Genomic DNA, 23792 nt, shown 5'->3' on the forward strand with positions numbered 1-23792 from the left:
ATGGTAACTAATAATACAATCCGCTTTTCCCAATTCAATGCTTCTCTAAACCGCAACGCTGAAGGTCAATTAGTGACCGATTTGTCAACCCCCAATAATGCTCAGGCAAAAGCTGTTGCGGAAATAATCCAGCGTAATAACCCGGATGTGCTGCTAATTAATGAGTTTGACTACTCTCAAAAGGCAGTTCAACTATTCAAGCAAAATTATTTAGCCATCAGCCAAAACGGTGCAACTCCCGTTAACTACCCCTACTTCTACATCGCTCCCTCAAACACGGGTATTGCCTCTGGGTTTGACTTAAACAACAACGGTGCAGTGGTTACAACCCCAGGCAAACTGGGATATGGCGATGATGCTTTCGGATTCGGGAATTTCCCTGGTCAATACGGGATGTTGCTGCTATCCAAATATCCCATCGACACTGCCAACATCCGCACCTTCCAAAATTTCCTCTGGAAGGATATGCCCAATGCCTTGCTTCCTGATGATCCCAGAACACCACAGCCAAATGATTGGTATTCTGACGAGGAACTGAAAGTTCTACGCCTCTCCTCCAAGAGTCATTGGGATGTACCTATCCAGGTGAATGGGGAGACAATTCACGTCCTCACTAGCCACCCCACACCCCCAACCTTTGATGGCGCGGAAGATCGCAACGGTAAGCGCAATCACGACGAGATCCGCTTTTGGGCAGATTATATTACCCTTGGTAAAGGTAATTATATCTATGATGATGAGGGTAAAACGGGCGGTATTGCTGCTGGTTCACGCTTTGTAATTATGGGTGATCAAAATGCAGACCCGTTGGATGGTGATAGTTATGACAACGCCATTCGCCAACTGTTGCAAAATCCTGAAATCAATACTAATGTTATCCCCACCAGTCCCGGTGGGCCCCAACAAGCAGGCTTGCAGGGTGGTGCAAATACTAGCCAAAAGGGCAATTCTGCTTTTGATACCGCAGACTTTGCTGAGCCGACTCCAGGAAACCTACGGACAGATTACGTACTACCCTCTGCTGATTTAAAAATTACCAACTCAGGAGTATTTTGGCCCCTGAATACTGACCCAACGTTTTCTGCGGTAGGCACTTTTCCCTTCCCTAGTTCTGACCATCGCTTGGTGTTCGCAGATGTGCAAGCTGGTTCAACAGAGGCAGGTAAAACCATTCCTAATGTAGGATTTCAGGGGCAAACTACCTTCGTTACTGGCTTTATTCCCTCTGGTGCAGCGGGAACGGTAAATGGGGTACAAACTCCATTGGGTGGACTTTCTGGTGTCACATATGATGCTGCCAATAACCGCTACTATGCCATCTCAGACGATCGCTCCCAAATTGCCCCTGCCCGCTTTTATACCTTCACTACTGACCCAGGTACTATTTCTACGACAGGAGTGACTTTTACCAATGTCACACCCTTGAAAAATACCAAGGGCAAATTCTTTGCGCTTAACAGTCTCGACCCAGAAGGCATTGCTTTAACCAAAAATGGAACAGTCTTCATATCTTCAGAGGGCGAAGTTAATCCTGGTGCAGGTCGCATTACCAATCCCTTTATTAAGGAGTTTTCGCTAACTACAGGGCAAGAAGTGCGATCGCTACTTGTACCTAGCAAATTTCTGCCAGTAGTTCAGGATACCAACGGCAATGGTGTTATCGATATAGGTGATACGCAGACATCAGGCGTTTACAATAACTTAGCATTTGAAAGCCTCACGATCACACCCGACCAGAAAACCCTATTTACAGCTACTGAAAACGCGCTATCCCAAGATGGATTAAAGGCTTCACTCACCAGTGGCAGCCGTTCCCGAATTCTGCAATACAATCTGGTTACTGGACAGCCAGAAAAGGAATACCTCTATATTACCGATGCGATCGCCCAAGCGCCCAAGCCTAACACAGGTTCAGCTGACAATGGTTTGGCGGATTTATTGGCAATAGATAATCGTGGCACTTTACTGGCGTTAGAACGCTCCTTTGCACAAGGTGTAGGCGACACCATCAAAATTTACGAAGTTTCTTTGCAAGGTGCAACTGATATTAGTTTCTATGATTCTCTAAATAATTTGAGTGCTGAACAACTAGCAGCTATTAGACCCGCCCAAAAGCGTCTGCTGTTGAATTTAAATGACCTGAATCTACCTACTGACGCCAATCACCCCACTGGAGTAGATAACATTGAAGGTATTACCTTCGGCCCCAAACTAGCAGATGGTCGTCAGTCGATTGTGCTGGTGAGTGATAATAACTTTGGTAGCACCCAATATACCCAAATCCTCACCTTGGGTGCAGACTTGGTTCCCACTGCTGCACCCAGATTAGAAACGCGTCCCGATCTGTTTGATGATTCGGCACTGCCCACATCTCAACGTGCCGATGCTGATGATCCTGCCATCTATGTTAATGCCACAAATTCTGCCAATAGCCTAGTACTAACCTCAGTCAAAAATGCTGGACTGCGGGTTTATGACTTGTCTGGTAATTTGTTGCAAACAGTTAATCCTGGTGGTATTCGCTACAACAACATTGACCTGCAATACGGTTTTAAATTAGGCAATCAATCTGTTGATATTGCCGTAGCTAGCGATCGCCAAAATGATAAACTAGCAATCTTCAAAATTAACCCTAACCCTACCACCCACGGACAATACTTGGAAGATATCACTGATAGCAATATTGCTACTATCTTCCAAGCATCACCTTTTCAACCTCCCTATTCCGCATCAACTCGCAGTTCTTACGGAGTTAGCTTATACCGTAGCCCTGTAACTAATGATTACTATGTCTTTACCAGTCGGCGACAAACTGGAGATATAGCCCAGTTCAAATTGATTGACAAAGGTAATGGCAAAATTGGAGCTGAACTGGTGCGAGAGTTCACCATCCCCTCGCCCACGACAGCAGGGCGTTCTCCCCAAACAGAGGGTATGGTGGTTGACCAAGAAACCGGCTTTCTCTACATAGCCCAAGAAGATGTGGGCATCTGGAAATTCCAGGCAGAACCGGACGGCGGCACAACAGGCAAGCTGATTGATCGCGTCCGTTTTGAGGGTGGTTCTCACCTCACCGATGACGCAGAAGGGTTGACCATCTACTATGGCAAAAACGGCACAGGTTACCTGCTAGCATCCAGCCAAGGCGATAGTACCTTTGTTGCCTACACTCGTGAAGGTAACAACGAATACGTAGGTAACTTTGCCATTGGTAACAATGGGTCAATTGACAGTGTACAAGAGTCAGACGGTGCAGATGTGATTAACGTACCACTGGGGCCTAACTTCCCATTTGGTTTATTTGTCACCCAAGATGGCTCCAATGAACCTGCTAAAACCATCGATGGCGAAAACGTCAACTCTAATTTTAAGCTAGTGCCTTGGGAGAATATAGCCAATGCCTTCCCCAAGTCTCTAAATATCGATACCACTAGTTACAATCCCCGCAATCCTGTTGCCCAACCCAAGCTGACTATCTACGACTTTAAAAACCTACCAAAGTTAGGAACAACTTCTAAAGGTCAAGATATTTTCTTAGGTGGTTTCTCCGGATTGTATTTCCAAGGGTTTGCAGCAAATGGTAACCTGAAATTTGTTACCAACACAGACCGTGGCCCCAATGGAGAATCTAATGGTTCAAATAGACCATTTTTCTTACCTAACTTCCAGCCAGAAATAGTCAGCTTTGAACTCAACCGCAGCACAGGTGAAATCAGCATTAACAAAAGAACAGGGCTATTTCGCCAAGATGGGACAACGCCATTAACGGGACTGCCTAATTTGCAAGCAGGGGCAAATGGCACAGCTTATACCGATGAAATTGGCGTTAACCTAGACAACCAACCCCTAGCGAACGATCCTTTGGGTGCAGACTTGGAAGGGATTGTAGTTGCGAAAAATGGAGACTATTGGATGGTAGATGAGTACCGTCCGGCAATTTACCACTTTGATGTTAATGGTAAACTCATTGACCGCTTTATTCCCAAAGGAACTGCTACTGCACCCAACCCAGATCAACCCGCTGGAACTTTTGGCAATGAGGTATTGCCAGCGGTTTATGCCCAACGCCGCAATAACCGGGGATTTGAAGGTGTAGCACTCCAAGGTAATAAATTATATGCCTTTATTCAGAGTGCGATCGATAATCCCGATGTTGCTAATGATGCAACTTCCAAGAATTCTCTCAACCTACGAATTCTAGAGTTTGATATTGTCAGCAAGCAGGTAAAAGGAGAGTATTTATATCGCCTAGAAGGTTTACCGGGAACCGATAAGATTGGCGATGCAGTCTCCTTGGGTAACGGCAAATTTGCGGTAGTTGAGCGAGACGACAATGCTACATCTGCTGGCAATAAACTAATTTATCAAATTGATTTAGCCGGGGCAACCAACATCAATAACCCTGCTAACTTTACCTTGCCAGCTGGTAAGACCATTGAACAACTTACCACTGCTGAGTTAGCTGCTGCCAATATTACCCCTGTCACCAAAAGCCTAATCGCTAATGCTGCTCAGTTAGGTTATACCGGAGTGGAAAAATTAGAAGGTTTGGCACTGGTAGCACCCAACACTCTAGCCTTAATTAACGACAACGACTTCAACGTTACGGGTAATACGGCTGCTGAAAAACTCGGCATTCTCGAATTACCCAATAACCTGACAGGTGTACAGCCTACTTTCCCAAACGGTTTTGGTTCTAGTAACAGCGATACTGTCAATCTTGATCCAGGACAATTCTTTAATGCAGGTGACGGAGCAGACTTTGTAGAAGGTGCTCAAGGTAACACAATCCTGGCTGGAAACGGTGATGACACAGTGCTTGCAGGTAATAATTCTTCAGTATCCGGGAATGACGGTAACGATCAGATATTTATTGGTCAAAATGGCCCAGCTGAAAATACCAGTGCCGATGGTGGCAATGGTGATGATCTAATTGTCGTGGTAGAAGCCAGTGGTAGTAATAATTTGTTTGGGGCGGCAGGTGATGATACTCTCCGAGTAATTGAAGGTTCTCGTCAATCATTATTCGGTGGTTTAGGCAACGATACCCTTAGCAGTGGTGGTAGCAATAACCGTCTCTACGGTGGTTCTGGAGATGACAAACTCTTCTCTAATGTCAATGATTCGTTATTTGGTGGCGATGGTGATGATGTGCTATTTGCCGGTCACCAGGGTAGTAATCGCCTGAGTGGTGGTGCTGGTGCTGACCAATTCTGGATTGCCAATGGTAGTCTGGCAGCTAGCAAGAACATTATTACTGATTTTACAGTCGGAATTGATAAAATTGGGCTTGGCGGTGTTGGTGTCACTCAGTTTAGTAGATTAACACTGTTGCAACAGGGTAGTAGTACTCTCGTGAAAATTGGAAATACAGAGTTGGTTTCATTGCTGGGAATTACTTCAACTAGCCTGACTGCAAATGACTTTGTTTTCTCTGCTAGCGTCGTGGCTTAGTCTGTAAGGTCTTTCGTAAGGGTTTACAGATGTACATGGGTGTCAACTTAACGTGAAAGTTAGTAAGCAAGAATGCTTTGAGACATTACCTCGTTCCCAGTCGGAGACCTACGGTGTATACACAAGTATGACCAGCATAGGTTTCAATTCTAGTTGTTTCATAGGGTGCGTTATGGAGACGCCAAAATAACAAATGAGTTCGCCGAAATAACAAATGAGTTCCCCGAAATAACAAATGGGTACGCCAAAATAACAAATGAGTTCTCCGAAATAACAAATGAGTTCGCCGAAATAACAAATGCGATCGCCTGTATGAGGTACAAAGCTGCTGGTTTTGAGGTAGGAGGCAGTAGGTAAAAGAATAATTGAATTTTTAAGTCCTCGGTGTTGTACCTTACTTAGTGGGACTTAGACAAAAAACACCCAAAAAATCGCCTCAAATTTATATACAGAAAGACTTTGACATCGTTAGGCTTAGTTTCTTGATATATCTGGGTTTGGGCTATTTTTGAGCATTTGGTGTATTTCCCTTACCCTGCAAGGGTTTGAGGCTTGTTTATCCCGAAAAAATGTTTAAGTCCCGTTAGTTGTAAACTGCTGTAAGTTGACACCAATGACAGATGTACCCTCCTACCAGCTGATTCATTTGTTATCAATATTGGGAAAAATGGTATAAATTCTTATGCAGAAAAGTTGGTGCGTAGGCGTAGCCAGCCGTAGGCATCGCTAGCAAATTCAAACTGAAAAAATCAAATTTTATCTCTTGATAATTCTCAAGAATAGTTCGGTAACAAAAGTAAAAAAATTAATCTCCTGTTGATTAATTTACTTTCTACAAAATTTAATAAATATAGCAGATTGCAAGTAAATGAAGTACACGGTAGGGGCACAGCAGTGCTGTGCCCTTAAAATCATCTGTACCTCACCTTGGCGTAGCCTTTTGTAGAGAAGTTGCAATCTGCTGTATTATTTTTTTGCTTAATCGGATTTTAATTTTTCCTTCTATTTAACTTATTCTTTTCTTAATCCTTTAATGAAAATATTTTTAATGTTAGCTAAGTTCTCTCATAACTTCTATCGAGAGATTTAAATTCGTCATCTAAGTGTTCTACACTCATTAATCACTAATACAGATTAGTAGTTCTGACTTTTCACGTTATGTGGAAAAGCCACGAAACACCTAATCCCCTTTCCGACGCGGGAAGGGGGAAAATTCCAAGTCTCTCTCCTAAGAGAAGAGAGATTTAGAGAAAGGTTTTCCAGATACCGTGAAAAGTCAGATTAGTAGTTGACATTCCATTATCATTTCTCAAGCTTTCGATAACTCTGAGAAATACGTTTTTTGTAAATGTATTCTCGGTGTTCATGGCGAAATCGGACTTAGAGGATGTTTGTGTTGTATACAAATCTCACTTAAATTCAAATACCCAAAAAACATTCTAATTATGGCAATTGAATTAGTCGGTTTTGCCTCTTTACCTGCTGATACTTTTAGTGATGGGCCACCTTCTGGTAAAGATATTTCAGCCAATGGTAGAACAGGCCCTTTCCCAGGACAGCCAGTACAAGGCTTTAGCGGTGTCCAATTTGCTAACAGCAACTCTTTCTACTTCTTGTCAGACAACGGTTACGGTAGCAAAGATAATAGTGCAGACTTTCTATTGCGAATCAATCGTCTAGACCCGAATTTTAAGGGAATAGAAAATGGCGATGGCACTGTTAAAGTTTTAGATTACATTCAACTGTCTGACCCTAACCACAAAGTTCCTTTCCAAATTGTTAATGAAGGAACTACTGGAAGATTACTAACTGGTGCTGACTTTGATGTGGAGTCATTTGTTTTTGATAAAGACGGGACAATCTGGGTGGGAGACGAGTTTGGCCCGTACTTACTGCATTTTGATGCTACTGGTAAGTTGTTAGAAGCTCCCATTGCTACACCTGACCGCTTCAAAACTTTAGATGGAGAAGCACCATTAGTTATTGGTCATAGAGGTGCAGCTGGCTATCGTCCAGAACATACCTTAGAGTCTTATAAGCAAGCAATTGCGCGAGGCGCTGACTTCATTGAGCCTGATTTGGTAGTTACAAAAGATGGTGTATTAATTGCTCGCCATGAGCCTGCTTTAGCCATCGTTAAAACCGACCAAAATGGGAACCCACTGCTTGATGCTAATGGTAAATTTGTTATCGATAACACTAACACGACAACAGATGTTTACAAGCATCCAGAGTTTGCCTCTCGTCTTAAAACAGTAAGCTTAGATGGCAATAAAATTACAGGTTGGTTTGCTGAAGACTTCACTTTAGCTGAAATCAAGACTTTACGCGCAGAAGAGCGTCTACCTTTCCGGAATCACTCCTTCGATGATAAATTTGAGATTCCTACCCTCACGGAAATCATCAACTTAGTTAAAAATGTAGAAGCGACAACAGGTAAAAAGATTGGTATCTACCCGGAAACTAAGCACCCGACATACTTGGCTCAAGAAGCTACCTATGTAGGTACTACTGACAAAATTCATCGAAACATTAGTCAGCTACTAATCGATACGCTCAAGGCAAATAACTTCACTGATCCTAGCCGCATTTTCATCCAGTCCTTTGAAGTGGGTAACCTTAAAGAACTGCACGATCGCATTATGCCTGCGGCAGGCGTAGATATTCCACTGATCCAACTTCTAGATGCCAGTGATATTGACATCAACGGTAAAATTATTGAAAGTCAGCCTTATGATTTGAAAGTCAGTGGTGACACTCGCACTTATGGCGATTTGCGAACTCCAAAAGGCTTGGCTGAAGTTGCCTCTTATGCCGATGGCATTGGCCCTTGGAAACGGATGATTGTTAGTGTCAAAGGTACTGATGCTAATGGTGATGGTAAAGCCGATGATGTGAATGGGGATGGGGTAGTAAATGAGGCTGATGAGACAACATTACCTCCTACTACGTTAATTCAAGATGCTCACAACGCAGGTTTGCAGGTTCATCCGTACACCTTCCGCGCAGAAGATCAGTATTTAGCAGCAGATTATAAAGGCAAGCTAGCACTAGAAATTCAGCAGTTTTATCAATTAGGGGTAGATGCGCTATTTACAGACTTTCCAGATATTGGAGATAAAGTACGGGATCAACTCAGAGATAATCCTCAGTATAATGTAGTGCGATCGCCACAAAATCCCGATGTTCTTTCAGGTGATGCCTTTGCTAATTTGGCTAGTTCCAAAGGTTTTGAAGGCGGAGCAATCAACGCCAGCAAAACCAAGCTCTATATGCTGTTAGAAGGGACAGTCCAAGGCGATACTCCTGGTGCTTTGCGGATTAACGAATTTGATTTAGCCAGTCATAAGTATAGTGATAGAAAGCTTTACTACAAACTGGATAATCCCTCAAATTCCATCGGGGATTTAGCAGTTATCAATGATAATGAGTACCTAGTCATTGAACGAGATAACAATCAAGGAGATGCAGCTAAATTTAAGAGAATCTACAAAGTAGACTTATCTAAAACAGATTCTCATGGCTATGTAGCGAAAGAAGAAGTTGCAGACTTGTTAAATATCCAAGACCCCAAAGACCTGAATGGCGATGGCAAAACTAAGTTTGACTTCCCCTTTCAAACAATTGAAAATGTTTTGGTTATTGACAAAAACACCATTTTAGTAGCTAATGACAACAACTATCCTTTCTCAATCGGTCGTCCTGGGAACGATCCTCAACATCCAGCCATAGACAATAATGAGATTCTAGAACTGAAGTTAGATAAGCCCCTTAATCTTGCTCCTGGTTTAGGTCAACCTCAAGTTGAAGAAATTAAATTTGGCTCCAATAACAGTGATGATATTACCGTTCAGCCAAATCAAACCTTATTTACAGGTGACGGAGCAGACTTTATAGAAGGTACTAAAAGTAACACAATTGTGACTGGCAAAGGTGATGACACAGTGGTGGTCGGCGGTGACTCCTCAGTGTCCACAGGAGACGGTAACGATCAAATTTTAATTGGCGCAAATAGCCCTGCTAACAACACTAGTGCTAATGGTGGTGCTAGTGATGACCAAGTTACCGTAGTGGAAGCCAATGGTAGTAATAATCTATTTGGGGCAGCAGGTAATGATACTTTGACAGTAGTTGAAGGTACTGGTCAACTGTCCTTCGGTGGCTCAGGTAAAGATACCCTTAAGAGTCAAGGTAACAATAACCGTCTCTATGGTGGTTCTGGTGATGACAAACTCTTCTCTAGTGTCAATGACTCGTTGTTTGGTGGCGATGGTGATGATGTGCTATTTGCTGGTCAAGATGGCGGTAATCGCCTAACTGGCGGTGCTGGTGCTGACCAGTTTTGGATTGCTAACACCAGTCTGCCAACCAGTAAGAACATTATTACTGATTTTGCGATCGGCATTGATAAAATCGGGCTGGGCGGTATTGGTGTTAATCAGTTTAGTACTTTAACACTATTGCAACAGGGTAGTGACACTATCGTTAAAACTGGAAATACAGAGTTGGCTTCATTGCTGGGAATTACATCAACTAGCCTCACAGCAAATGATTTCGTTTTTTCTTCTAGTGTCGTTTAGCCGATAGATGATTACAGCTTAAATTCAACATTCATTAGTTAAGCTGTAGCAATTTTATCAAGCGAGGGAGTAATATTCCCTCGCTTTTTATCTCATATTTCCCACTTCCCACCCAATACAGTGAAATACTTTTCAAACAACTTTTTAATTCCAGCGAAATATTAAAATGTTAAAGAAACGCACTATCAGCATCAATTACACTTATCAAAATTGTGATAGATAAAAATTTTTCCATAAAAAACTTAAGTTGTGCTGTACAACACTTCTTATAATCAAAAGCATAGACTACCAGTATAACGCCATCTTTTTTTAGGATTTTTCCCCTACAAGACTATAAATTAACTCAATTAATACAATTGAAGTCACAATTATATAAGTCAAATCTCTTTGTCGTACAAAGGCAAACAGGGAAAATATAACTCGTGCGATCGGTGTGGCAATTAATAGTAGTAATCCAAATTGGATAATACCACGACGACGACCTGATAAGACTGCTGTTGCTACTCCTTGTAGAGAGTTAAAATCTGCGGGTTCTCCTCGGAAAAACTGGTAATTGGCAGGACTAGTACCGTAGTGAATCAAATACAAAACTCCACCGACTACAACCACACTAGTAGCAACAAGTACTCCAAATCTTAACAGGTTGCCAATGAACTGCTCAACTTGATGTTCGCTCCATCTACGCCTGGGTTGAGACATTCTAAATCCCTCCTGTTAAACCTTTGTAGATCATTTCAATTGCCAGCCCCAGAATAACGAGGCTGAAGATATTTCGCAACAACTCAATTCTTGCTCTTACTAGTATTCTTGCGCCTAATAAAGCACCAAGTAGTACACCCAACATTACTGGCATTGCCAATCCTGGATCGATGTAACCTCGTTTCAAGTACACTCCAACACTAGCTGCGGCGGTCACGCCAATCATAAAATTGCTAGTGGTGGTAGAAACCTTAAATGGAATATGCATCGCTTGATCCATTGCCAGCACTTTCACAGCTCCTGAACCAATGCCGAGTAGTCCTGAAAGTATCCCAGCAATAAACATCAATCCAAATCCAACTGGTACTGCACGGACATTGTAAGGTTGCAGTCCTGTTTGAGTTGGGTAACTACCGTTGAGTTTAAGAGAAGTTGCTAAAGGATCTGACGGTTCGTTGTCAACGTGTTCAATACGGGGTTGACGCGACAGGTAAGCACTATAAATTAGAACAATACCAAGGACGATCGCGATCGCTCTACTAGAAACCATCCCTGCCACAATTGCCCCGACTAATGCCCCTGCTGTCGTCGCTATTTCCAAGAACATCCCCAACCGCAGATTAGTGTAGCCTTCCTTAACATAGGCAGATGCAGCCCCGCTAGAAGTGGCAATCACAGATACCAGTGAAGCGCCAACAGCATAGCGAATATCAACCCCAAATGCCAAAGTTAACATTGGCACAATTACTACTCCACCCCCTAACCCAGTTAGTGAACCGAGAAAACCTGCGGTTAAAGAGCTAAACCATACTAGTAAGGAAAATTCTAAAATATTCACGTGAGTGAGTTTTATATTACTTGAGTTGCTATTGAAGTACTGAGTTATAAAGCGGAATCGCCTACGTTAGTAAATATTACGGAATGCACGCACAAAGCAGCACGAAAGATGTCTTGAGTAAATCAGTAGAGCGATTGAGGTAAATTAAGTCCGTTCGATGGATGTGCTTAGTGCTATCTGACGTGAGATTATTAGTTTAAAAGTTTTTAATTCAAAAGTTGTAGAGCATTTATGAACAAAATGCCAATCGTTCGCCAGATTCTGTTAGATTCGGATGCTGGATTGTTACTATATCTAAGTCAGCAACTACAAACACAAAGCTTTTCAGATTTTAAAGCTCAGTTTGGTTTTCATGTAGACGAGTATTGCACGCAAGTAGGCTCTAATGAGAATTTATTAGAAATACAAACGAGACTTTTGTTGACTCTCAACTTATCGATTGTTATAGATAGCCAAACTCCTTTAGATGAGGCAATGTTACACGCTTTAGAGTTTCAAGAATTGCTAGATACACAAATTATCATTTGGAGCCAAAACAACGAAAAATTATTCAAACCAATTTCAGAAATTAAAGGGACGCTCAGTCAGTTATCAGAAATACCTTACCACGGAGGGTATCTTCCAGGTTTTGAAATTAAGAGCCAATTTTCTCTAACTTACAGTGCTGGAACATTACAGCGCTCTAAGTCAAATGAGTTAACAAAAGAGTCTAAATCTTTAAGCTATAGTCCAGGTGAACGCACTCCCGTGAGTGGACAATACGAACTCATCGATGCTAATGGAGAAAGCACTACTTTAGAGGTAACATCAATTGCTGGAAATCCTTTTCCCCCGACAAGTGAACCCAACCAATCATATAGGTTAGTTGACCCCACTGTTCACAAAAAATCTTAGTAGTAGAGCTTTTGAGCCTTGGTATTGGAAGATATGGGTGGAGCTTCTGACATCTCATCTAGCTAGCACATCCGAGATTGTCAATTAACTTTCTTGGGGATAATCTGTTTGGCAATCTCAGTTTGTATTCCCATTACATCAATGGTGATAGTGCCAGTAATATCGAGCAACTTCAATAATGTGGGAATGAATGTTATCTATATCTTCACCTTATGCTTGTTTTTTACCAAATTTCTAACAGTTTGACTGGGTTAAGAGTACTTAAGTCAACTTTAGATAAACGAAGCAATATTAACAATCATTTTTTTGTCTCAAATTAATAGATTAAGTTGATGGATTCCCCAAGATATTTTGGACATACAAAGATATACTCTCCTTAACCTTGTGAACGACGAATAGCTTGAATCCAAATAAAACTTCTGTACGATGCTAGAGAAGGAAGACTTAGCTTTCTCAAGCACATTTGTTACTAACGCACGACTAATAGAATGACACCAAGGGAAGTAGCGTTGATAAATATCCACAGCGGCACTCCCTGAAGCATCGGTTTCCAACCAACCGCTTTCAACATCCGTTGCGATAGCCCTGCACCAATTAAAAACAGCGTTAGCGTCAAACCCGCTTCCGAAACGTGTGTCACCACCGACGACCAAGAAGCAACTTCCGGGATAAAAGTCCGCACTACAGAAGCAAGGATAAACAAACCAATAAACCAGGGAACTTGGGGTTTATGAATCACATCACCCGATTTTGACTGTTGACGTGTTCCTGAGCCTTTCTCCCGTATTACCCAAGCAGTATTTGTTAATTCTGTTACCTCAACTGTCATTTTTTCAAACCAAGGATGAGATTGACCGACAACAATTTGCAGACAATCTCCGCCGACAATTTGTTGTTCCAGAGAAGCCAAAACCGATGGTTCAACTTCCCCTTCTACTAAGCTGAGGTCAAACAATCCTGTAACCTTTCCTTCGCTAATTTCAGTAGTGTTACCTAATGTACAATCCACAGAGATATTAGGATACTCTTGCTTAAATAAACTAATGAAGCGGGGAAGCCAGTAATTACCTATGGTTTGGCTTGCACCTAACTTGAGTTCACCCCGTTTCAAGTCATTTAATTCTCGCAATCCTCGCTCGCTCAACTCGATTTGAGTTAAAATTTTTTGTGCTTCTACTTGTAGCATATTGCCAGCAAGGGTTAATTCAATACGACGACCAACTTGATTAAACAGTTTCACTCCATACTGTTCCTCAAGGCTTTGGATGGCAGCACTTACAGAAGGTTGAGTGATGTAAAGCTCCTCAGCTGCGCGAGTAAAGTGCAAATGCTGCGCCACCGCTAAGAAAATCTGTAACTGGTCAATGGTCATCCTTGCCATTTGTAAAAGCGTTAAATTCTTTGGGTGATAAATGTCCTTATATAAGACTATATGGGGTTGCGCTCGCAATCAAATGCAGCATTAAGTCCCAAATTTTAACTTGTTCATAACTTTCGTTAAACATTGAACAACTATCTTTTGAGTCTGTGACCGGAGTTACATTCATTTAATTGTCTGCACTAATTTGTGTGGATACTAAGCATTTTATTGCCAAATACTAGTTAGGTTTTTGTAGCTAAATTTTGGCTTGGGTTAATGGGATTTAGACAAAAAACACTCAAAAAATCGCCTCAAATTTATATACAGAAAGACTTTGACATCGTTAGGCTTAGTTTATTGATATATCTGGGTTTGGGCTATTTTTGAGCATTTGGTGTATTTCCCTTGCCTTGCATGGGTTTGAGGCTTGTTTATCCCTCAAAAATGTTTAAGTCCCGTTAAGTGTAATTAATCGCTCATACAAACACACAATTGCTGCGTAGGCATAGCTGACAATATTTAAGGAGTAATCGGTATGGCTGATACAAACGGCAACGGTAGAAATGTAATTATTTTTGTTGCAGATGGATTGCGTAACGGTTCTGTAAACCCCATTGATACCCCAACTTTATATAGCATCCGTCAGCAAGGAGTTAATTTCGCCAATAGTCATTCGCTGTTCCCGACATTTACCACCCCGAATGCTGCTGCGATCGCCACGGGGCATTATCTTGGTGATACAGGTGACTTTAGTAATACTATCTACACTGGTTTTCCTAGTCCTAATGCCAATGGTAGCGTCACGCCATTCATTGAAAATGATGCAGTTTTGGGGGATATCGATGAAAAGTTTCCTGGTAACAACTTTTTAGATGAAGAGTCACTTTTAGCTTACGCGCGATCGCAGGGTTTCAACACCGCAGCCGTTGGTAAATTAGGGCCTGTTGCTATCCAAGATGTCACCCAAGTTAACCGAGAAGGTGGTACTACAGGTACCATTCCTACTCCCAAGACAATTATTATTGATGATAGTACAAATGGTTCCATACCGCCGACTACAGCCGCTGGTTCACCTTCTGCTGTTCCACTCGATCCAGATATTGTCAATCGCTTACAAGCCGCTGGTTTAGATATAAAACCGACACCGCGAGTCCAGCCAGCTGGTAACAATACAACTCCTGGCACCCTAAATGCCAATGTGGCTCAACAACAATACTTTGCAGATGCCACAACCAAAGTAATTTTACCCAAGTTTCAAGAAGAGGGTAAACCATTCGCATTGGTCTACTGGTCAAGAGATCCCGATGGCACTCAACACAATCAGGGTGATAGCTTAAATACCTTGACACCAGGTATCAATGGCCCTACTTCAAAAGCTGGGGTCAAAAATGCTGATGATAATTTAAAGCAACTTCTTGACTATCTCAAGAGTACAGGCTTGGACAAGACTACTGATGTCTTTATTACTTCCGACCACGGTTTTTCTACCATCAGCAAACAAGTTATTGATAGCCAAGGCACAAAAACTACAAGTTATGCTGCTACCCAAACATACGCAGGTGTAAATCCGGGATTTCTACCAGCAGGCTTTGTTGCGATTGATTTGGCTCATGATCTAGGTCTACCCTTATATGATCCTAACCCTACGACTCTCCCCCCAGACCTCAAGCACATCCAATATGCGACCGTTGATGCCACAAAAGGTCAACGTCCTATTTCTGGGAATGGTGTAATTGGTGGTACAGGTCAGGTAATCAATGGTCAACTCGACTCAGGCACAAAGATAGTTGTAGCTGCCAATGGTGGTTCTGACTTAATTTATTTACCTAATGGCAATGCTGACCTAGCTAAACAGGTAGTGAATTTGCTCTCGCAAAAAGACTACATTAGTGGTATTTTCGTAGACGATGCTTATGGAAACATCCTAGGTGCTTTACCACTGAGTGCGATCGGGCTAAAAGGTGATGCTCAAACACCAGTTCCATCTATATTGATCAATTTCAAAACCTTTAGCACCGACCCAAATAACCCAAACAATCCTCAAGCTCAAGTAGAAATTGCTGATACAACTTTGCAGCAAGGGCAGGGGATGCATGGCAGCTTTGGTCGAGGTGATACCTTCAATAACATGGAGGCTATTGGCCCTGACTTTAAACAAGGCTATGTGGACTATGCGCCCGTCAGTAATGCTGATGTAACGCCTACACTTGCTCGTATTCTGGGGTTAGAAATTCCCAGTAATGGCGATTTGAAAGGTCGTGCCATTACAGAAGCACTGGTGGGAGACCCTGATTCAGTCTCCTTCACAAAAGGGACTTTGACCTCAGAAGAAACTAATAATGGTCAAACAACAATTCTAAATACTCAGAGTGTAGGCAATACTCAGTACTTTACAGCAGCAGGGTTTCCTGGTCGCACCGATGGATTAACAACATTAGATGTCGAATTTGGTTCTAAAAATAGTGATGATATCACCCTGAAGTCAAACCAAACCTTATTCACCGGTGACGGAGCAGATTTTGTAGAAGGTACTAAAGGTAACACAATCGTGACTGGAAACGGTGAAGACACGGTGGTAGTCGGCAGTGACTCCTCAGTGTCCACAGGAGACGGTAATGATCAAATTTTAATTGGCGCAAATGGCCCTGCTAACAACACTAGTGCTGATGGTGGTACTGGTGATGACCAACTTACCGTAGTTGAAGCCAATGGTAGTAATAATTTGTTTGGGGCAGCAGGTAATGATACTCTGACAGTAGTTGAAGGAACTCGTCAACTCTCCTTCGGTGGCTCAGGTAACGACACCCTCAAGAGTCAAGGTAGCAATAACCGTCTCTACGGTGGCTCTGGGGATGACAAACTCTTCTCCAATGTCAATGATTCGCTATTTGGTGGCGATGGTGATGATCTGCTATTTGCCGGTCAACAGGGCGGTAATCGCTTCAGTGGTGGTGCTGGTGCTGACCAATTCTGGATTGCTAATGCCAGTCTGCCAGCTAGCAAGAACATTATTACTGACTTTACAATCGGGGTTGATAAAATTGGGCTGGGCGGTATTGGTGTGACTCAGTTTAGTGGACTAACACTATTGCAACAGGGTAGTGACACGATAGTGAAAACCGGAAATACAGAGTTGGCTTCATTGCTGGGAATTACCTCAACTAGCCTCACAGCAAATGATTTCATTTTTTCTGCTAGTGTAGTGGCTTAGTCTGTTCGCTTAGTGCAGCGTGACCCAAATAACTATCTACTTGAAACAGCGATTTTCAATTGTGTAGACTACAGCAAATAGTTCGTTATCGTGGGGTGGGCATTGCAATGCCCACACTACATTCGTTTGGTTTACTTCGCATTCTTTGGTGCTAACTCAGATCAGGTAGGTCACATTGGGAAACTCCAAAAAATAAATTATTCAATTTCATCGAATCAAAACTACTCTCTTCTCCCCCTGCCTGAAAGCGGTTCCTTAGGCTGTTGGGAAATAACACCTTTGGTTTTGAGGATTTACCGATGGTGGTGATAAAAATTACAAGAATGTGATTGTGCAGGTAAATTTGAGTGTCAATGTTGCGTAATATTAAATTCAGGTAATTACTTAGCAAAATTGAATAAATTCACCCCGCAAGCGGGATGAGGTTATTTTATGCATAGCGATTAGATGGACTCGATATTAATTAAACTAGTAAATTTACTGAAGGCAGTTATTGTCTTTCCTTCATAAATTTAGTAGTTGATTCCTTTATGCTGACAAAAAACCTTCACCTTTACTTTTCAAGTTAATTTTTATTAAAATAAGCTAGCAAAAAACTGATGCAGAATTATTTCCTAAATCGGGCATGACGTTGTTTACCAAGGAAAGCTCACTGTCTCTCGCTATCAGTGATACTATCAATCCCTATATTTAAGAATTTGGAAAAAATCATTCAAAAATTTAAAGTTTTTTTTATTACATAATTCTTAATTAGGGTATTTACTTAGAAAAGCATATGTGATATTTTCATGTTGATTATAATAAATTAAAATATACAACGCTAAGTTTAACAACCGCCTTTCTGTATCTTGGTTTGATGATGAGTATCCATCGTGTATACCTGCAATGCTAAATATTGATTTATAGATAGTAAAAATTATGTAGCATAAACTAAGTGATAAGTTGTCCTCGATGTATTTACACTATCTTTCTTTATGAACAATGCATAACAGTAAGAACTGTGTAAGGTGAATGCAGGTATGCAATTAGACAAAGCTGTCCTCTGTACTTTTACATATTTAGTCACACTCAATGCCACAGAAGCCTTGCCGATGCTGGCATAAAATCAAAAACTGCCACTGTTAGTAAAAGAGATACTCCCTAATATTTTCGGCTTTATTGCTCACTTTTACCTTCGACTTGTTTTTTATGACTTATATTAAGAACACTTTTGTCGAATTTATCACCGCCCTAGAAGGGTTTGATCAGTTACCAGATGCGGCGATCGCCAATCTATCAGAACAGCTGCAAGCCTGGCGCTATCGCATAGGCCAGAAAATTATCGGTAAAGAAAGTCTTCCGGAACACATCACCATCATTTATGAAGGACAAGTGCGCCTGTTGGGATACGACCCCCAGACGCAAATGCCAATCACCCTAAAATTACTGCAACCGGGGGAAATTATTGGCGAAATTGGTTTGTTGCGCGATATCGCTTGTGAGACAGCGATCGCCTCCACCGAAGTAGTATGTTTGACCTTGAGTGCATCGGCATATTTTAGTTTTCTGGGCTTATACCCAGCTTTTGCCGATGCTCGCAAGAACCGCAGTTATTTGGTGGAAGTTTTTGATATTCTCAGTTCCTATTGGCAAAAGCAAGCGATCGCTACTTTAAATCTCAAAGAACTGGCCGAAAACGCCTTACCACAGGCGAAAATACATTACCTCCCTCTAGGAAAAACTCCATTCAACCAACTCGATAGCGAAAGGGTCTGGTTTGTAAGTGGGGGTGGGACAGTAACGAATTTATCACCTGGCGATCGCCTAGAATCAGACGATGACACAGACAAGATCCAGGTCATAGATCAAAATCCTGCACGGTTGCTTGGTATACATCCGTCAGATTTGATCTTGGAAGATAGTCATCAGATAGAACTTGCGGTAACTGACACCAAATCAGATAGCGCCCAGGAACTAGATATCCCCTACGCATCGGACGAAGTAGTTCCACAGACAGCCCCCCAAACTTCAAAGAGTTCGTCAAAACAGAAATACCCGTTTTTTAGTGGTAAGGGAGAATTAAATACAGCCTTCGCCTGCTTCCAAATGATCGCGAAGCACCTAGAAATGCCGTTTCGTCGAGAGGTGGTTCGCCGCATCTTAACTGAGCAAGTCAAACGTCAGGGTACGATATCGTTTCAAGTTACTGCTTACCTGGCAGAGTTAATCGGACTTAAGGCGCAATTGATAGAGCTACCAATCGCCTCAGTGACGCGCATTCCTACACCGGCATTGATTCGCTATGATGATAGTCTTGCCGTTTTATATGCAGCGGATGCAAATAGTGTGGTTGTGGGTGTCCCATCCCAAGGAATTGTGCGCTGCAAACCCGCCCAATTGGTTGAACAATTAGATGTTGATCCAACCGACTTTCCGCCCAAAGTTAGGGTATTACTGCTCACCGCTACTAAAGAAACACCCCAAGAACGCTTTAGTTTACGATGGTTTCTGCCCTATTTGTCACGCCACCGTCGAGTCCTAATAGAGGTCTTTGTGGCTTCCTTTTTCGTGCAATTGGCAGCGTTGGCAAATCCTCTGGTCGTCCAGTTAATTATCGACAAAGTTATCACTCAAAATAGTATTGGCACCTTACATATTTTAGGGGTTTTGCTATTAGTAGTCGGGCTATTTGAAGCAGTGCTGACTACCTTACGAACTTACTTATTCGTCGATACCACTAACCGGATCGATATGGGTTTAGGGTCGCAAATCATCGACCACTTACTACGTCTACCGCTGCGCTACTTTGAACGCCGACCGGTGGGTGAACTTTCCACTCGCATCAACGAATTAGAAAATATCCGTCAATTTCTCACTGGTACTGCCTTAACAGTGGGATTAGATGCTCTGTTTTCGTTGGTTTATATCGGTGTGATGCTGATTTACAGTTGGCAACTCACCTTGGTAGGCTTAAGCACGATTCCAGTGTTTATCATTGTTATCTTAATTGCTTCTCCCACTATTAGCCGACAGTTACGTGGCAAAGCTGAACGCAACGCCGAAACTCAATCTTATTTAGTGGAGGTGATGTCAGGAATTCAAACAGTAAAAGCGCAAAATATCGAATTGCGATCGCGCTTTTCCTGGCAAGAGCGTTACGCTCGGTTTGTCGCTGCTGGTTTTAAAACAGTTGTAACTTCCACCCTGGCCAATTCTACCAGCAACTTTCTTAACAAACTCAGCAGCTTACTAGTTTTGTGGGTAGGAGCTTATTTAGTACTTAAAGGAGAATTAACTTTAGGCGAATTAATTGCTTTTAGGATTATATCGGGTTACGTCACTAGCCCAATATTGCGCTTGGCTCAACTCTGGCAAAGCTTCCAAGAAACTGCCTTGTCTCTAGAGCGTTTAAGCGATATTGTCGATACACCACAAGAAGGAGAAACAGATCGCTACAATATACCCTTACCTGCAATTAAGGGAGCAGTAAAATACGAAAATGTTTCCTTCCGTTTTGGCACAAGTGGCCCTCTACAACTTTCTAATGTTAACCTCGAATTTGCGCCAGGCAAATTTGTCGGCATTGTCGGCCAAAGTGGGTCTGGTAAAAGTACGATGATGAAATTACTGCTAAGACTTTACGAAACTGAGTCCGGCAGAATTTTGATTGATGGTTATGATATTGCCAAAGTAGAACTTTATTCACTGCGACGGCAGATTGGCGTAGTTCCCCAAGAGACATTATTGTTTGACGGCAGCGTTCAGGAAAATATTGCTCTGACAAATCCCGATGCGACAACCGAAGAAATTATCGAAGCGGCTCAGGTTGCGTGCGCCCACGAGTTTGTAATGAGCTTACCCAACGGTTACAATACGCGGGTGGGAGAACGGGGTTCTGCACTTTCCGGTGGACAACGACAAAGAATTGCGATCGCTCGCTCTGTTTTACAACGACCAAAATTATTAGTTTTAGATGAAGCAACTAGCGCATTAGATTATCCCACAGAACGGCAAATATGTCTGAATTTAGCCAAAGCATTCAAGGGTGATACAGTATTTTTTATTACCCACCGACTGAACACCGTGAGTAATGCAGATATGATCGTCGTCATGGATAATAGCAGGGTTATAGAACAAGGTAGCCATCAAGAATTAATGGCTACTAAAGGTCATTATTATTACCTGTATCAACAACAAGATGTGAACTTGTAATTAGTTATTGTTGGGAGTATGGATCAGAAAATTCTCTGTTTGACCAACATTCTATAGATGTAGATGCTGCAATCAGCGTAGAGTAGGCACTTTCACAAATATCAAAATCCAGGTTTTCGGCATCGATAAAAAGTGCCCATCCTACAAAAATCTAAAATCGTTCAACTGAACGCTCACGACAAGTCTAAAATCCAAAATCGCTATGACTCAACTTAATGGGAATCACTTCAACGGCAATCATAAAAACAGAGTTAAGCAAGATTCACGGGTACTAACAAAACAACAGAAAGCTGCTCAAGAGTCTTTAATTAACTCGAACACTCAGGAATTTGAGCAATCTATTGTCTTGCGCCAATCTCCAATTTGGTCGCGTACAATCATGGTCACTCTAATGGGGCTAGCCTGTTTTGGAATTGCTTGGGCTTATTTTGCAAAAATTGAGCAAGTAGTCCCAGCAACAGGGCAATTAAAACCGCAAGGAACAGTCAAAGATGTTCAAGCTCCTGTTAGTGGAGTGGTGAAAACGGTTTATGTTAAAGATGGACAAGAGGTAAAGGCAGGAGATCCACTACTGAGTTTTGATTCCATCGCTTCTGTTGCTGAATTAAATTCTTTGAATAAAATTCGCATTGCATTAATTAAAGAAAACCAGATTTATCGTCGATTGATGGGTGCAAGTACCGCCCCAGCGTCTGAACTGTCATATTTGCGTGGTAATTTGCCACCAGAAACTGCTTTTTTGCTGAAAAGTCGGGCAGCTTTAGTAGGAGAAAATCAGTTATTACGGACTCAATTAAAAAATTCCGGTCAAGATTCTCAAGTGGGGATTGATGAACAGCAACGTCTACAAGTTGCCAAAAAAGAATTAGATTCTCGGTCTGCTGCGGCAGAATTAGAAGTAGAAAAAACCAAAAAACAACTTAGTCAAAATTATTTTAAGCTGGAAGATAGTAAAGCAAGTTTAGCTATTCAACAGCGGGTTTTAGATAAGCTGAAGATATTAGCAGAAGAAGGTGGTATTTCTCAACTTCAGTATCTAAACCAGCAACAAGAAGTACAAAACCGCACGGCAGAAGTAGCTCAATTAGGTGAGGAACAAAAACGTCTCCAGTTTGATATAGAAAAAGGACGACAAGAGTTAAGCAATACGGTGGCTGTTTCTGATAAAAGTATTTTGGATAAGATAGCTGAGAATAAACAGCATATTGCTGAAATCGATAGCCAATTCATGAAAGTTATGCTGGATAATGACCAGCGTTTGGCAGATGTCAATAGTAAAATCTCTCAATCACAGTTAAATGTTAAATATGAAGAACTCCGTGCGCCTGTAGCTGGAACTATTTTCGATTTACAAGCAAAAAACCCTGGATTTGTAGCGACTCCGACTACAAAACTGCTGCAAATAGTCCCAAATGAAAACTATATAGCTGAAGTTTTCATCACTAACAAAGATATTGGTTTTGTGCGAAAAGGTATGAAGGTGGATGTCAGAATTGACTCCTTTCCTTATAGTGAGTTTGGCGATATCAAAGGAGAAGTGATTGGGGTGGGATCAGACGCATTACCGCCAGACCAAACACATCAGTTTTATAGATTTCCGGCAAAAATCTCATTGGATAAACAATCTTTAGTGATTAAGGGTAAAAATGTCAGCTTGCAATCAGGTATGTCCATCAGTGCGAATATAAAAGTGCGTGAAGAACGAACTGTGCTCAGTTTATTCACTGAGTTGTTTACCAAGCAAATTGATACTCTTAAAGAGGTACGTTAATTTGTTAATAAAACTTGAGAGCAAATCATTACAGCTATTTTCAGGTAAATAGACCACGCTCTACGGGCACAGTATTGCTGTGCCCCTACGGCAGATGTGGTTCAAATACATGAAAACTGCTGTAAAAGCTTATAACATTAAAATTTTACAATGGTTAATTCTCAACGCATCGAACCCGCTCCCGGACAAGAATCAGTTTGGGATTACCCCCGTCCTCCTCGTCTGGAGGACACAAGTAAACATATCCAAATAATCTTTAACGCAGTAATAATTGCAGATACCCACAACGCCAAACGTGTTTTAGAAACTAGTCATCCTCCTTCTTACTACATTCCTCCTACAGATATCAAAATGGAATATCTACGGCTGACACCGCAATCTAGCTTTTGTGAGTGGAAGGGAAGTGCTGGTTACTACACAATCCGAGTTGGTGAAAAAGAAGTCCAAAATGCTGCCTGGTTCTACCCTAACCCTACACCAGCGTTTGAATCTCTCAAAGACTATGTAGCTTTTTACGCTCATTTAATGGATACATGCTATGTAAATGGCGAAGAGGTGCAACCACAACCAGGTAACTTTTACGGCGGCTGGGTCACCAGTGATATTGTTGGGCCTTTCAAAGGCGCTCCTGGTACTTGGGGATGGTGAGCCAATTTGAGATTTTGCGGAAAGTCAAAGCGCCGACTGACGGCGATCTGTTAGCGAAGCGCACGTTCATTTGAACGTGCGCCGTCTGTAGAAAAATCTTATTCGCGGCAGGGAGGAAGGAGCATTCCTCCTGCAAGAACTGCTCC

At 42.0% G+C, this 23792-nt stretch carries 10 protein-coding genes; 7 read left to right on the forward strand and 3 right to left on the reverse strand.

Annotated features, from left to right (window positions below):
- Both V7L29_RS11060 and V7L29_RS11065 read left to right on the forward strand, forming a co-directional pair.
- Positions 1-5454 (forward strand): phytase, encoded by a 5454-nt coding sequence (locus V7L29_RS11060; protein ID WP_334735484.1) that lies wholly within the window; start codon positions 1-3, stop codon positions 5452-5454.
- Between the two features lie 1442 nt (positions 5455-6896).
- Positions 6897-10034: an esterase-like activity of phytase family protein gene (locus V7L29_RS11065; RefSeq protein ID WP_334735494.1), complete on the forward strand. Its 3138-nt coding sequence runs from the start codon at positions 6897-6899 to the stop codon at positions 10032-10034.
- Between the two features lie 309 nt (positions 10035-10343).
- Here V7L29_RS11065 and V7L29_RS11070 read toward each other — a convergent pair whose 3' ends face one another.
- Together V7L29_RS11070 and V7L29_RS11075 are read right to left on the reverse strand one after the other, a co-directional pair.
- Positions 10344-10733, reverse strand: coding sequence for a DUF1634 domain-containing protein (locus V7L29_RS11070; protein WP_334735485.1), 390 nt, complete (start codon positions 10731-10733; stop codon positions 10344-10346).
- 1 nt (position 10734) lies between these two features.
- Entirely contained in the window at positions 10735-11571 is an 837-nt protein-coding gene (locus V7L29_RS11075) for a sulfite exporter TauE/SafE family protein (protein WP_334735486.1), read from the reverse strand.
- A 231-nt stretch (positions 11572-11802) separates the two neighbouring features.
- Between V7L29_RS11075 and V7L29_RS11080 the strand changes: the two genes are divergently transcribed.
- Complete coding sequence (locus tag V7L29_RS11080) at positions 11803-12465, forward strand: hypothetical protein (RefSeq protein WP_334690932.1); 663 nt, start codon at positions 11803-11805, stop codon at positions 12463-12465.
- Between the two features lie 469 nt (positions 12466-12934).
- Here the strand turns inward: V7L29_RS11080 and V7L29_RS11085 are convergent, their stop codons facing one another.
- Positions 12935-13837, reverse strand: coding sequence for a putative sulfate exporter family transporter (locus V7L29_RS11085; RefSeq protein WP_334735487.1), 903 nt, complete (start codon positions 13835-13837; stop codon positions 12935-12937).
- A gap of 523 nt (positions 13838-14360) precedes the next feature.
- On the opposite strand from V7L29_RS11085, the gene V7L29_RS11090 reads away from it, so the two are divergent.
- The 4 genes from V7L29_RS11090 (at position 14361) to V7L29_RS11105 (ending at position 23646) form a co-directional block, all read left to right on the forward strand.
- Positions 14361-17036 (forward strand): alkaline phosphatase family protein, encoded by a 2676-nt coding sequence (locus V7L29_RS11090; protein WP_334735488.1) that lies wholly within the window; start codon positions 14361-14363, stop codon positions 17034-17036.
- Positions 17037-18224: 1188 nt separating this feature from the next.
- Positions 18225-21227: a peptidase domain-containing ABC transporter gene (locus tag V7L29_RS11095; RefSeq protein ID WP_334735489.1), complete on the forward strand. Its 3003-nt coding sequence runs from the start codon at positions 18225-18227 to the stop codon at positions 21225-21227.
- Positions 21228-21429: 202 nt separating this feature from the next.
- Positions 21430-22998, forward strand: coding sequence for an HlyD family efflux transporter periplasmic adaptor subunit (locus V7L29_RS11100; protein WP_334735490.1), 1569 nt, complete (start codon positions 21430-21432; stop codon positions 22996-22998).
- Between the two features lie 150 nt (positions 22999-23148).
- On the forward strand, positions 23149-23646 hold the full coding sequence (locus V7L29_RS11105; protein ID WP_334735491.1) for a DUF427 domain-containing protein: 498 nt from the start codon (positions 23149-23151) through the stop codon (positions 23644-23646).
- The last annotated feature ends 146 nt before the right edge of the window (positions 23647-23792 follow it).

The sequence above is a fragment of the Nostoc sp. genome, from assembly GCF_036916575.1.
Classification (GTDB): domain Bacteria; phylum Cyanobacteriota; class Cyanobacteriia; order Cyanobacteriales; family Nostocaceae; genus Nostoc.

Excerpts from the sequence above, each read along its gene's own strand:
- V7L29_RS11060 (WP_334735484.1), top strand. The coding sequence starts at position 1 with ATGGTAACTAATAATACAATCCGCTTTTCCCAATTCAATGCTTCTCTA.
- V7L29_RS11070 (WP_334735485.1), bottom strand. The coding sequence starts at position 10,733 with ATGTCTCAACCCAGGCGTAGATGGAGCGAACATCAAGTTGAGCAGTTC.
- V7L29_RS11080 (WP_334690932.1), top strand. The coding sequence starts at position 11,803 with ATGAACAAAATGCCAATCGTTCGCCAGATTCTGTTAGATTCGGATGCT.
- V7L29_RS11085 (WP_334735487.1), bottom strand. The coding sequence starts at position 13,837 with ATGACCATTGACCAGTTACAGATTTTCTTAGCGGTGGCGCAGCATTTG.
- V7L29_RS11090 (WP_334735488.1), top strand. The coding sequence starts at position 14,361 with ATGGCTGATACAAACGGCAACGGTAGAAATGTAATTATTTTTGTTGCA.
- V7L29_RS11095 (WP_334735489.1), top strand. The coding sequence starts at position 18,225 with ATGACTTATATTAAGAACACTTTTGTCGAATTTATCACCGCCCTAGAA.
- V7L29_RS11100 (WP_334735490.1), top strand. The coding sequence starts at position 21,430 with ATGACTCAACTTAATGGGAATCACTTCAACGGCAATCATAAAAACAGA.
- V7L29_RS11105 (WP_334735491.1), top strand. The coding sequence starts at position 23,149 with ATGGTTAATTCTCAACGCATCGAACCCGCTCCCGGACAAGAATCAGTT.